This is a genomic window from Mesorhizobium opportunistum WSM2075, from assembly GCF_000176035.2.
Taxonomy (GTDB): domain Bacteria; phylum Pseudomonadota; class Alphaproteobacteria; order Rhizobiales; family Rhizobiaceae; genus Mesorhizobium; species Mesorhizobium opportunistum.
Map to the genome: position 1 here is coordinate 875,648 of NC_015675.1, position 12,396 is coordinate 888,043.

Genomic DNA, 12,396 nt, shown 5'->3' on the forward strand with positions numbered 1-12,396 from the left:
CCCCTTCATTTCTGCTTCTTCCTGGCGGCCAGTATGGCGCTGAGATTGTCGGCCGTGACCGCCACGACCTTTGCCGCCTCGGCGCTGCCGATGTCATGCCAGCCCATGCGGCGCATCACCGCCTCGCGGCCGATGCGGAAATAGATGACCTGGCCGATCAGCGTGAACACGGTGAGCCGGGTCCGTTCGCTTTCGGCCGGCTCGCCGGTCGCCTGCTCCCAGATCAGGCACAGCCGGCGATGCGTCGGCTCGAACACGCCATCATAGATGCGGTCGAGCGCAGCCGTGGGATGCGACAGCTCGCGCAGCACGAACTGCACGATCTCGCCGGCCTCCGGCTGCGCCACGATGAAGCCGACCATCCGCTCCAGCGCCGCGAAGAGCTGCGCCCTCGCCGCCTCGGGATCGGTTGGAGCCGCCGCCTGGCTGTTGCCCAGCGCCTGGCCGGCGACGGTCTGGATGGTCTCGACGATGAAGTCGGCGGCGGCGGCGCGAAGGCCTTCCTTGCCGCCGAAATGGTAGGCGATCGAACCGATATTGGCTCGCGCCTCCGCCGCGATCTCGCGGGTCGAGGTGCCGTCGAAGCCCTGCCGTCCGAACAGTTTCAGCGCGGCGCGGACGAGCGCGGCCCGCGTCAACTCCGCCGGGGGCGTGTCGCGGCGTGCATTCTTGGCGTCGGGCGATTTGATCATAGCCCAACTTTAATCAATCGATTGATTAAAGTCAACTTGTGTGCGGGGCTGTCTTGCCATCGTCTGCGGCAAACGCTTTAGTGCGCGGCCATGGGCAAGGAAGTCGAGCGCAAGTTCCTGGTCTCCAGCACCGCATGGCGGAACCTGGTCGAGGCGGATATCCGCATTCGCCAGTTCTATCTTGCCGCCGCGCCCGGCCGGACGGTGCGGATCCGCATCAGCGACGGCGTGTCCGCCAAGCTGACGCTCAAATTCGGCAGCAAGGCGCGCGAGCGCGACGAATACGAGTATCCGGTGCCTCTAGCCGAGGCCGAGGAGATGCTGGCCTTCGCTCTTGGACGTGTCATAGAGAAGACACGCCACCATGTTAGGCATCGCGGCTATCTCTACGAAGTCGACGTCTTTGGCGGCGCGCTGGCAGGACTTGTGGTGGCCGAACTCGAGACGCCGGAAGACGTGCCGGACGAAATGCTGCCAGACTGGCTCGGCCGTGAAGTCACCGGCGAGCAGAAATTCTACAACGCGTCGCTCGCCCTCGGGGGGATTCCGGAGATCGCCGCATGATTTTTCGCATCGACCCGCGCCTGCCGCTGACCGGTGAGGTCAGACGCATCCTTGCCGAGGAGATTGGCAAGGCACTGCTGCATCTGGACACGGCGCAGAACCGGCCGGAACAGGGACTGCACAAATGCCGCAAGCGGCTGAAGGGCGCACGTGCCTTGCTGCGCCTGGTTCGTTCCGGAGACGAAACTTTCTGCACGACCGAGAACCAGTGCTATCGCAATGTGGCGGCGCTGCTTGCAGGCCCGCGTGAAGCAACGGCGCTGATCGAAACCATCGACCGGCTGGCGGCAGGTTTTCCCAAGGAGAGCGCCGATGGCGGGCTCGATGCCGTGCGCGACAGGCTGGTCGCCCGCCAGCATGATCTGCACGAAGGCGCCGGCCTCCAGGCGGCAATCGGCGCGGCGATCGCCGCTTGCAAGGACGGCATGAAGCGGATCGAAAGCCTTGCCTTGCCCGATCAGCCGGAGCAGGCCGCCGACGTGCTCGCCGAAGGCGCCCGCGTCACCCTGCGCCGTGCCAGGAAGGCGCTCGACAAGGCCGGCGCGCGCGGCGAAGCCGACGATTTCCACGATTTGCGCAAGGCGGCAAAGACGCACGGCATGCACCTGTCGCTGCTGGGCCGGCTTTGGCCGACGCCGATCAAGGCGCGGCGCAAGGCCGTCGACGAGCTGGGCGAGCGGCTGGGCGAACTGCATGATGTGTTCGTCATGCGCACGCTGCTCGAGGCCGACGACCAGCCGCTTGGGCCGCGCGAGGATACCAAGCTTCTCGGCAAGCTGCTGAAGCGGTCGGAAAAGAGCCTGAGGAAATCCTGCCTTGCCGAGGCCGCCGACCTGTTCGGCGACAGCCCCAGGCACGCGACGAAAAGACTGGCCCGCAAGGCGCGCGACGATCTGGCCGGCCCGCAGGAAGACGCCAGCGCATCGGCCGGCTGACCGCGGCTGGTGTCCGCACGCCAGCCTGTGTTAATCACGCTCTGCTATGACCGCGCCGGCCGACACGCTTCTCGACCGCCTTGGCCGCTGGCTTGCCGGCCGGCTGCAGGAAGAATCCTCGGGCTATGAGCCCTACACGCCATCCGATGCCGAAACGCTGCGCCGCACGCTGGAGCCCGGCGACATCCTGCTGGTCGAGGGCAACCAGAGGATCTCGGCGGCGATCAAGTACCTTACCCAGTCGACATGGTCGCATGCGGCCTTTTATGTCGGCGATGCCTTGCCCAAGCCGGAAGACGGAGCGGAGCGGCCCCGGCTGATCGAGGTCACCATGGGCGAAGGCTGCGTCGCCGTGCCATTGTCGCGCTACCGCACCTACAACACCCGCATCTGCCGGGCGAGCGGCCTGGCACCGGAGGACCGCGACATGGTCGTCGCCTTCATGGTCGGCAAGCTTGGCTTGAAATACGACCTCAAGAACATCTTCGACATGCTGCGCTATTTCCTGCCGACGCCGCCGGTGCCGGTGCGCTGGCGCCGCCGCATGCTGGCCTTCGGCTCCGGCGACCCGACGCGCGCCATCTGCTCGACGCTGATTGCCGAGGCGTATGGCCAGATCCGCTATCCGATCCTGCCCGAGATCACCCGCGCGCCCGGCCGCGCCTCGGCGCAGTCGAGCTATTCGCGCAAGGAAATCCTGCACATCCGCCACCACTCGCTGTACACGCCGCGCGACTTCGACCTGTCGCCCTATTTCCGCATCGTCAAGCCGACCCTGGAATATGGCTTCGACTACCGGGCCGTGACCTGGGACGACAAGGCTGCGGACGCGGAGACGAAGGCCGCAGAATAATCCTTTCAGGCCGGAAGCGGGCGCCGCCCTTTTGCGGCGGACTGCTCTGGCGGGCGCGCACCGGCATCGCGCGGATGCGGGCCGATCGGCATGATCGCCGGAAACGGCGTCGCCCCGAAGGCAAACGTCCATTTGTAACCGGTGAGACCGTCCTCGGGCGTGGTGTGCTGGTCATGATGGGCAAGCAGCCTGGCGCGATCGGCCAGTTCCTCCGCCTCGCGCCGGACCATCTCGGCCGTCTCCGGCCGCATCCGCCTGGAGAAGCTTATGAAGGTCGCCTCCTTCTCGATGTGCGTGATGGCCCAGCCGATGAAGTTCTTGTTGGTCATCTCGAACAGCGGCCTGAGCGGCCCCTCGAAATTCCACTGGATCGGCGTCTCGACCAGCAGCCTCGCCGATAGACCCCGCCCGAGCGCGACAAGGCCGAGTTCCTCGAGGTCGCGCAGATAGAGGAACATCGAGGCCTCGCTCAGGCCTTGCGAGCGCATGATGCCTTGCGGCGTGAATTTCTCCGACAGCATGACGAAGATGAACAGCAGCGCCGGCCGGCCGGCCAGCCTGCGCTCGATCTCGGGCGCGATGTGGTTGACCGGCCCCGGCCCCCGGTTCATCGAGCCGAGCACGTTTTCCAGCTCGACGCCGGCGGCCGCGCAGATCTCGACCAGCCGGTCGAGCTTACAGTTCTTCTCATGGAAGATGCGCTTCACCGTCGGCTCGGAAACACCCATGCGCTCGGCGAGCTCGCGATAGGTGACACCCTTCGCCTTCAGCGTCCGCTTCAGCGCCTCGAAGATCAGACCGCTCACGGGATGCACCTCTTGCCGGGAGTTTCGTATCGATATTCGATACTAACAGCATTCAGGCTTCCCGAGAAGTATCGAAAATCATAGCTGTCCGCCATCATCACAGGAGACCAGCCATGAACCGCCTCATCATTTCCGCCCGCCTTATCTTCTCCGCCTTTGCCGCCACCATCGGCATCGCCGCCACACCGGTCGCCCAGGCCGGCGAGCTCTGGCGCGCCAAGGGGCTCGAACAGCCGGAATCGGCGCTGTTCGACGCCGCCAACAACCGCATCATCGTTTCCAACATCGTCGGTAATCCCGGCGATGCCGACGGCAACGGCTATCTCAGTGTGCTGTCCCCGGACGGCAAGACGGTGACCCAGCACTGGACCGACGGCATGGACGCGCCAAGGGCATGGCGATATCGGGCGGCAAGCTCTATGTCGCCGACATCACAAAAATCCGCGTCGTCGACCTCGCCAGCGGCAGGCTGGTCGCCAGCATCACCGTGCCGAATGCCGTCTTCCTCAACGACATGACATCGGACAAGGCCGGCAAGGTCTATGTCACCGACATGCTGGCCGACACGATCTACCGCATCGGCGGCGACAGGCCCGAGCTGTTCGCTGGGGATCCGATGCTGGCTTCGCCCAATGGCGTCTTCGCCGATGGCGACCGGCTGATCGTGGCCTCCTGGGGCAAGGGCATCAAACCCGACTTCAGCACAACGGAACCCGGTGGGCTGCTGGCCGTCGACCTCGCCAGCAAGGTGGTCTCGCCGCTGCCCGGCGCGCAGAAATTCGCCGACCTCGACGGCGTCGTCGCCATCGGCGACACCATCTATGCCACCGCCTACATGACCGGCACGCTCTACCGGTACAGGGCCGGCAGTGCGCCGGAAGCAGTGGCGCATTTCAAGCCGGGCAGCGCCGACATCGGCACCGACGGCAAGTCGATCCTCTATGTGCCGCTGATGAACGAAGGCGAGGTGGTGGCATTGAAGCTCGATTGAGAACCGGCGCTTCGGGGCTATCCCGCGCCATCCCGGGCGACCATCGCTAACAGCCGTGAGGTGGGCCGTGGTAGGACGGTCCATCGACAACAACGGTCAGGGAGGTTTGGCATGGATGGACCCCTGAGAACCCGGCCGCCATGACGATGACCTCCTACCGCCCGATCGCCCGTTCGGAATTGCCTGACGATACAGCCGCTCTCGCCCGTTATCTTATCGGCAAGCTGGTGGTGCGCGACTTGCCCGAAGGCATGGCCAGCGGCCGCATCGTCGAGACCGAGGCGTATGTCGTCGGCGATGCCGCCGGGCACGGCTACCGGGGCATGACCTCGCGCAACCGTTCGCTGTTCCTCGAGCCGGGGCACGCCTATGTCTATCTCGCCTATGGCGTCTCATACATGCTGAACGTCTCGAGCGGGATGGAGGGCACCGGCACCGGCGTTCTGATCAGGGCTCTCGAGCCGCTCGAAGGCATCGCGATCATGCGGCGGAACCGCAGTGTCGAGCGCCTGCGCGATTTGGCGCGCGGACCGGGACGGCTGGCGATGGCGTTGCGGATCGATCGTTCGCTCGACGGGCTCGATCTTTGCCGGAAGGGCCCGCTATGGCTCGCAAGCGATAATCACCCACACGGCGAAATCGGGCAGGGCATCAGGATCGGCATTTCGAAGGACGCGGACCGGCCGCTGCGCTTTTATGTCAGGGGCAGCCCATTCGTCAGCGGTCCAAGGTCGCTCAACCGTTAAGGACGCGGCGGCCCTCCTCTTCCTGATGGAAGCCGGACGCGAAGAGACTTCCCCGCCAATTGCGCTCGGCGCGTCGCGGATGGTCGGAAGCAAAACGCCGGCGCGCTCGGCGCGTGTCTTCTGGTCGATACCGGCCAGGCCCATGGGCAGCGATCCTCGGCCAGATCCCGTGTTCATTTTTCTGGTACGTCCCGGGAATTGCAGGATAGGGTGTTTCTATCGGGGCTAGGGGGCAACGCAGTTGAAAATTTTCAGGACCTTGACGACGTCGGCATGCCTGCTGTCGACAATTTTCATGCTGACGGGCTGCGGGCACCTGATCAATAGATTGATCTGACGACGGGCCTGAGGGGCACCAGGCGCCCCATCAGGCATCGTCGCTCACCACCTTGCGCCGCTGCAGAAGCCGCGCCGCCAACCAGCACAGCATCGCCCAGGCGAAGCCCGCGCACCAGCCCGCCAGCACATCCGACGGCCAGTGTACGCCGAGATAGATGCGGCTGACGCCGACCAGAACCGCCGTCAGCACGGCGAGCGACAGAACGTAGATCTTGGTCGCCCGGCCATGCAGGAAGCGCGCCGCCAGCGAACCGAGCGTGAGGTAGGTCACCGCCGACAGCATCGCATGGCCGCTCGGGAAAGAGAGCGACGTCTCGTTGACCAGATGCGAAACGAGTTCGGGCCGGGGCCGGTCGACGCCAACTTTCAACAGGCTCGACAGAAGCTGGCCGCCGGCCACGGCGACGAAGATGAGAAGTGCGGTTCCCGGCCTGCGGATCAACAGCAGATAGACGATCGTCGCCGCCGTGATCAGCACCAGCACGCTGGTGCTGCCGAGGCTGGTGATGTCGCGCATCGCCCCTTCCAGCCATGGCGGGCCGAGCGGCACGCCGGGCTGCCCCGCCTGGCGGAAGGCAAGCAGGATCTCGGTGTCGAAGCCATGCGGCTCGGTTGTCCGCGCCAGTTCCATCAGTTCCACGAAGCCCCATAGCCCGCCGGCGATGACCAGGCCGGCCAGCAGGACCGGGAATTCGATCCGGTTGAGCAAGGTGGTGGCGGTGTCTTTCATCGGATCGGTATCGCAGCCGTCATCTCGGGTCATCGTCCTTGCAGATAGGGCCCGAGCGTGATCAGCGCCACCGCGGCGATCGCCAGCAGGATGCCGGTCGCCTGCAGCGCGTTGACGCGCTCGCCGAAGAACACCAGCGCCACGACGTTGACCGAGACCAGCTGGATGACCGCCGAGAGGCTGAACGACACCGACATGCCGAATTCGCGGATCAGCCGCAGCATGATCAGATTGCCCAGCGAGTAGAGCGCGAGCGTCAAAAGGATCTTGCCCAGGCTCGGCGCCAATCCCCATTGCTTGGCCGCGGTCGCCGCCAAAAGGAAGATGACCGTCGAAAAGCCAAGCTGCAGCAATCCCGAAAAACTCAACGTCCCGTCCCTCCTCGAAGCGGCTGCCGCCGCCTGTGCCGCGGCCCTTGTTTCCGAAGCGCGCCGGGACGTCAAGCGACCTCGTTCAAACGAAGGTCTTGGCAACGGCAAGACAGAGGCTCAATGTATCGACGCCGCCCAGCCTATCGATCGAAGGGCGGTCAGGGGCTCATGATACGCATCTTTCAGAACTTGGCGCGGCGCTGGAGCGAGCTTTCGCTCGCTGTGCAATTCCTCGTTGCCGGTGGTTTTGGCCTTCTGGTCGTCATGCTGCTGGTGGGTGCCTGGGTGACGACGCAGATCCGGGACGGCGTCACCCGCAATTCGGCCGCCACGACGGCGCTTTATGTGGACAGCGTGATCGCGCCGCTGCTGCCCGACCTGCGCAAAAGCGAGGAACTCAGCGAATCCGTCAAGCAGGCGCTCGACGAAACGCTCGGACAGGGCGCGCTCGGCAAGCGCCTGGTCTCGTTCAGGCTGTGGCGCCGCGACGGCACCGTGCTCTATTCGAAAGACTCCTCCCTGATCGGCCGCCGCTTCGATCTGAACGACCACCTGCGTTCCGCCTTCCAGGGCAACGTCGCTGCCCAGTTCGACACGTATGACGACAACGAAGAGAAGGAGCGGGCTTCGGGTGAGCCGTTGCTGGAGATCTACAATCCCGTGCGCGAACCCTGGTCCGGCGATGTGGTGGCGGTCACCGAATTCTACGAAATCGCCACCGATTTCAAAGCCACGCTGGCCTCCGCCCTGCTGTCGAGCTGGCTGATCGTGGCCGGCACCACCTTGACGGCATTCCTGCTCCTGTCGGGCATCGTGCTGCGCGGCAGCCGCACCATCGACGACCAGCGCGGAGCGCTGCGCCGCCAGGTGTCGGAGCTGCAGGACCTGGTGACGCAAAACAGCGCCTTGCGGCAGCGCGTACAGCGGGCGTCCCGCCGCGCCACCGCGCTCAATGAAAGATATTTGCGCCGTATCGGCGCCGACCTGCATGACGGGCCGGCCCAACTCGTGGCCCTGGCGGCGCTACGCATGGACAGCCCGGTGTTTACCGGCGATGACCATTGGGAGGGGAACCGCGCGACCGAGGTGGCGATGATCCGCAAGACGCTCGAGGATGCGATGCGAGAGATACGCGGCATCTGCAACGGCCTTGTCCTGCCGCAGATAGAGACGGCCGCGGCAACGGAAATATTGCGGCTGGCCGTCAAAGAGCACGAGCGCCGAACCGGAACGTCGGTGGCGCTCACGCTGCCAGGACAGTTGCCCGAACCCGGCGCTTCGGAGAAGATCAGCATCTATCGTTTCGTACAGGAAGGGCTGAACAATGCCTATCGCCACGGCCGCGGCAAGGATCAGGCGGTGGCTGCCGGAATGAAAGGCGGCCGGCTCTTCGTCGAAGTATCGGACGGCGGACCAGGCTTCGACCCGGCGGCACGGGTCGAGGGATTGGGGCTCGCCGGCCTCAGGGAGCGGGTCGAAAGCATTGGCGGCCAGTTCGAAGCCTTGACCGGACCGCAAGGCACGCGCTTGGTGATCAGTTTATCGGTTGAGGAGCAAGCATGACCGAAGCCATTCGTATCGCCATCATCGACGATCACCCGCTCTTTCGTGAAGGCGTGACGCGCAGCCTGTCGGAGATCGGCGGCTTCGAGATGGTCGGCGAAGGCGCGACCGCGCAGGACGCCGAACGCATCGCGTCGACGGCGCGGCCCGACATTCTGCTGCTCGACATCTCCATGCCGGGCGGCGGCCTGACCGCGGTTGCAGGCATCCTTGCCAACCATCCCGCCCAGAAGATCGTCATGCTGACGGTTTCGGAGGCCAATGCCGACGTGACCAAGGCCCTGAATGCCGGGGTACACGGCTATGTCCTCAAAGGTGTCGGATCGCGTGCGCTCGCCGACATCCTGCGCAACGTGGTGGCAGGCGAGAGCTATCTTTCGCCGATGCTGTCGGCGCGGCTGCTTTCCGATCTCCAGTCCCAGCAGCCTGCCGACGGCATGGCGGACCGGCTGCGGCAACTCACGGAGCGGCAGAGCGAGATCCTGCGGCTGGTGGCGGAGGGGCTCAGCAACAAGGAAGTTGCCCTGCGGCTGGATCTGCAGGAGAAGACCGTCAAGCACCATATGACCGGAGTGCTGTCGAAACTCAACGCGCGAAACCGCACCGAGGCGGCCCTGATGATGCGTGAGTTTCGTGACCGCGACCGGAACCGCGCATAGACGCCATCGCTATGCCGGCGCCATGGGGGAAACCGCGCGAGGATCGATAAAAACGAGGTCACCTCCGCCGGGGGCGGCGGAGGTGACATGCGAAGCCGGCCGTTGCCTGTTGACCAGCTTCACAAGGCCCGGATTCACAAAGCCTTAAGACGTTTGACATCGGCCGGCGTGGCCGGGCGGTCGACGATCGTTCGGTCGAGCGCATCCTGCATTCTGAAACGGCCGTTCTCGATCTTTTCCGTCAAGCCGTCCGGGTGCTCGACCGTGATCGTGCTGCCATTGATGTCGACCTTGTCGCCGGTCGCGGCGTTGACATGGCTGCCGCTCTGGCCCTTGCCGGAGGCGGCGCCGCCTTTTCCGGAATTGCCGCCGCTATTGCCGTTGCCGTTCCCGCTGTTGCCATTGCCGCTGTTGCCGCCGCTATTGCCACCACCGTTGCCGCCGCCACTACCGCCGCCGTTGCCACCGCCATTACCACCGCCGTTGCCACCGCCATTACCGCCGCCATGGCCACCGCTGGCGGCCTGTGCGCTGGCGGCGTCGATTCCAAAGGCGGAGCCGTGAAAGGCAATCTGATAGGGGGCAAGAGTCAGCGCCAGGAAAGCCGCCGATCCGAGCGTCAGCCGTCGGCAACGGGCCGTGATCGATCCGTACATCCTGATCTCCGTCGATTGAGCCGGCGTGCCCATCCCAACGTTGCAGTGCAACCAACATCGCCGAAAGACGTGGTGACCGGAAGCGACCTCCGACCGTTGCGTTTGTCACCCAAGACCTTTGCAAGCGCAAGCTTGGACTAAAGTCCCATATCGCATGCCTGAGAACCCGCCTCGCGGGCAATGGAGCGGCCGCGCCGCGCATCACCGCCGACGGGGAGACAACAGCCGTCGAGCCTGAAGGTCACCTCGAGCGGGAGTGGCGGCGGTGACGGAGAGGACCCCCTTGCCTGGCCGGTTCAAGAACCCATTTCGCGGCTCCCCGGCAGATGCGGACACGGCCGCCTTGCCGGCCTTCGTGGAATGTCGTTAAAAGCGACTTGCCGTGTCACGAAAATGTGACCGGCCGACTGTAAGGGGTCGAAAGACACAAGCTCCAGCCACTCCAAAGCCAGAGGCCCCAATGACCGAACACCGCGCCCCCGACGCCAAATTCCGCACCAGCCTGCTCGAGGAAAACGACGGACCGGCCATCAATCCCACCGACAACCGCACCATGGGCGAGATCATCGCCGCGCGGTTTTCGCGCCGGGGTTTCCTGAAGGGATCGCTCGCCGTCTCGGCGATTGCCGCCACCGTCAGCCCGCTGGCACTTGTCAGCGCCGACGAAGCCCGTGCCGCGGACGGCTCCGCCTTCAAATTCGACGAACTCGAGGCCGGCATCGACGACAAGCACCATGTCGCGCCGGGCTATGACGCCGACGTGCTGTTGCGCTGGGGCGATCCGCTGTTTGCCGATTCGCCGGAGTTCGATCCGGCCAAACAGTCGGCCGAAGCCCAGGCGAGGCAGTTCGGCTACAACAACGACTATGTCGGCTATATCCCGATCGACGGTTCCGCCGAGCATGGCCTGCTGGTGGTCAACCACGAATACACCAATCCGCATCTGATGTTCCCCGGCATCGTCAAGATCGTCGACAAGGACGGCAAGAAGGCGGCCGAAGTGGCGCCGCTCAGCAAGGAGCAAGTCGATGTCGAGATGGCCGCGCATGGCGGCACCATCGTCGAGATCCGCAAGGTCTCGGGAAAATGGCAAGTGGTGCGCGACGGCAAGCTCAACCGCCGCATCACCTCGAACACCGAAATGACCCTGTCGGGCCCGGTCGCCGGCCATGACCGCGTCAAGACCAATGCCGATCCATCGGGCACCAAGGTCATCGGCACCATCAACAACTGCGCGGGCGGCGTCACGCCCTGGGGCACCTATGTGATGTCCGAGGAGAACATCCACGGCTATTTCTCCGGTGAACTGCCGGAGGGCCACAAGGAGGCCGCCAACTACAAGCGCCTCGGCATCCCTGAAGGCGCTTACGAATGGGGCGCGCATTACGACCGCTTCAACCTGGCCAAGGAGCCTAACGAGGCCAACCGCTTCGGCTGGATCGTCGAGGTCGACGTCAACGATCCGACTTCGACGCCAAGGAAGCGCACGGCCATGGGCCGCTTCAAGCACGAGGGCGCCGAATCGATCGTCGCCAGGGATGGCCGCGTCGTCTTCTATCTCGGCGACGACGAGCGCTTCGACTATGTCTACAAGTTCGTCACCAAGGGCACCTTCAATGCCAATGACCGCGCCGCCAACAAGGACCTGCTGGACGACGGCACGCTGCATGTCGCCAAGTTCGCCGAGGACGGTTCGGTGGAATGGCTGCCGATCGTCTTCGGCCAGGGGCCGCTGACGGCCGAAAACGGCTTCGCCGGCCAGGCCGACGTGCTGATCGAAACGCGCCGCGCCGCCGACCTGCTCGGCGCCACCAAGATGGACCGCCCGGAGGACATCCAGCCCAATGCCGTCAACGGCAAGGTCTATGTCATGCTGACCAACAATTCCAAGCGCAAGGCCGACCAGGTCGACGCCGCCAACCCGCGCGCCGAAAATGCCTTCGGCCACATCATCGAAATATCGGAAGAGGGCGGCGATTTTGCCGCTGCCAAAGGCAGGTGGGAAGTGCTGCTGAAATGCGGCGATCCCTCGGTGGCCGATGTCGGCGCCACCTTCTCGACGGCGACGACGGCCAATGGCTGGTTCGGCATGCCCGACAATTGCGCGATCGATTCGGCCGGGCGCCTGTGGGTCGCCACCGACGGCCAGGGGCCGAAGGCCACCGGCCGCACCGACGGCCTGTGGGCGGTCGACACGGAGGGATCGGCGCGGGCGACCTCGAAATTGTTCTTCCGCGTGCCGATCGGCGCCGAAATGTGCGGCCCGCTGTTTGCGCCCGACGACCAGACCGCCTTCGTCGCCGTCCAGCATCCGGGCGACGGCGGCGAGGACTGGGAAGCGTTCGGTCGCCCATCCTATTATGAGGATCTGTCGACCCGCTGGCCGGATTTCAAACCGGACATGCCGGTACGGCCGGCGGTTGTCGCGATTACGAAACAGGGTGGCGGCAAGATCGCTGTCTGATATCAGGCGCCGGTTTGTAATTGCGGG

General features: G+C 65.0%; 13 protein-coding genes. 8 read left to right on the forward strand and 5 right to left on the reverse strand.

The annotated features are described in order from the left end of the window. Window positions 1-5: 5 nt before the first annotated feature. Window positions 6-692, reverse strand: coding sequence for a CerR family C-terminal domain-containing protein (locus MESOP_RS04090; protein WP_013892059.1), 687 nt, complete (start codon window positions 690-692; stop codon window positions 6-8). Window positions 693-782: 90 nt separating this feature from the next. Between MESOP_RS04090 and MESOP_RS04095 the strand changes: the two genes are divergently transcribed. Genes MESOP_RS04095 through MESOP_RS04105 form a run of 3 tightly spaced genes read left to right on the forward strand, consistent with a single transcriptional unit; the run spans window position 783 to window position 3,044 of the window. Beyond that, the gene (locus MESOP_RS04095; RefSeq protein WP_013892060.1) at window positions 783-1,256 is read left to right on the forward strand and encodes a CYTH domain-containing protein; all 474 of its coding nucleotides are present in this window, start codon (window positions 783-785) and stop codon (window positions 1,254-1,256) included. Then, window positions 1,253-2,191 carry a CHAD domain-containing protein gene (locus MESOP_RS04100; RefSeq protein WP_013892061.1) on the forward strand — a complete coding sequence of 313 codons (939 nt, stop codon included), beginning with the start codon at window positions 1,253-1,255 and terminating at the stop codon, window positions 2,189-2,191. The genes MESOP_RS04095 and MESOP_RS04100 overlap by 4 nt, the downstream gene beginning before the upstream one ends. A 46-nt stretch (window positions 2,192-2,237) precedes the next feature. Further along, window positions 2,238-3,044, forward strand: coding sequence for a C40 family peptidase (locus MESOP_RS04105; protein ID WP_013892062.1), 807 nt, complete (start codon window positions 2,238-2,240; stop codon window positions 3,042-3,044). 5 nt (window positions 3,045-3,049) lie between these two features. Here MESOP_RS04105 and MESOP_RS04110 read toward each other — a convergent pair whose 3' ends face one another. Further along, entirely contained in the window at window positions 3,050-3,850 is an 801-nt protein-coding gene (locus tag MESOP_RS04110; RefSeq protein ID WP_013892063.1) for a helix-turn-helix domain-containing protein, read from the reverse strand. 394 nt (window positions 3,851-4,244) lie between these two features. Here MESOP_RS04110 and MESOP_RS04115 point away from each other — a divergent pair, with 394 nt between their 5' ends. Then, window positions 4,245-4,841, forward strand: a complete 597-nt coding sequence (locus tag MESOP_RS04115; RefSeq protein WP_245265049.1) for an SMP-30/gluconolactonase/LRE family protein — start codon at window positions 4,245-4,247, stop codon at window positions 4,839-4,841. A 140-nt stretch (window positions 4,842-4,981) separates the two neighbouring features. Further along, entirely contained in the window at window positions 4,982-5,587 is a 606-nt protein-coding gene (locus MESOP_RS04120; protein WP_013892064.1) for a DNA-3-methyladenine glycosylase, read from the forward strand. 367 nt (window positions 5,588-5,954) lie between these two features. Here MESOP_RS04120 and MESOP_RS04125 read toward each other — a convergent pair whose 3' ends face one another. Continuing rightward, complete coding sequence (locus MESOP_RS04125) at window positions 5,955-6,656, reverse strand: phosphatase PAP2 family protein (protein ID WP_013892066.1); 702 nt, start codon at window positions 6,654-6,656, stop codon at window positions 5,955-5,957. 29 nt (window positions 6,657-6,685) lie between these two features. Continuing rightward, complete coding sequence (locus MESOP_RS04130) at window positions 6,686-7,024, reverse strand: hypothetical protein (protein ID WP_013892067.1); 339 nt, start codon at window positions 7,022-7,024, stop codon at window positions 6,686-6,688. Window positions 7,025-7,195: 171 nt separating this feature from the next. Here MESOP_RS04130 and MESOP_RS04135 point away from each other — a divergent pair, with 171 nt between their 5' ends. After that, a complete protein-coding gene (locus tag MESOP_RS04135) occupies window positions 7,196-8,590 on the forward strand; it encodes a sensor histidine kinase (protein WP_013892068.1) in 1,395 nt (464 codons plus the stop codon). Continuing rightward, on the forward strand, window positions 8,587-9,249 hold the full coding sequence (locus tag MESOP_RS04140) for a response regulator (RefSeq protein ID WP_013892069.1): 663 nt from the start codon (window positions 8,587-8,589) through the stop codon (window positions 9,247-9,249). The genes MESOP_RS04135 and MESOP_RS04140 overlap by 4 nt, the downstream gene beginning before the upstream one ends. A gap of 134 nt (window positions 9,250-9,383) precedes the next feature. On the opposite strand, the gene MESOP_RS34610 is transcribed toward MESOP_RS04140, so the two are convergent. Continuing rightward, window positions 9,384-9,905: a hypothetical protein gene (locus MESOP_RS34610; protein WP_013892070.1), complete on the reverse strand. Its 522-nt coding sequence runs from the start codon at window positions 9,903-9,905 to the stop codon at window positions 9,384-9,386. Window positions 9,906-10,365: 460 nt separating this feature from the next. On the opposite strand from MESOP_RS34610, the gene MESOP_RS04150 reads away from it, so the two are divergent. Then, a complete protein-coding gene (locus MESOP_RS04150) occupies window positions 10,366-12,369 on the forward strand; it encodes a PhoX family protein (RefSeq protein ID WP_013892071.1) in 2,004 nt (667 codons plus the stop codon). Window positions 12,370-12,396 lie beyond the last annotated feature (27 nt).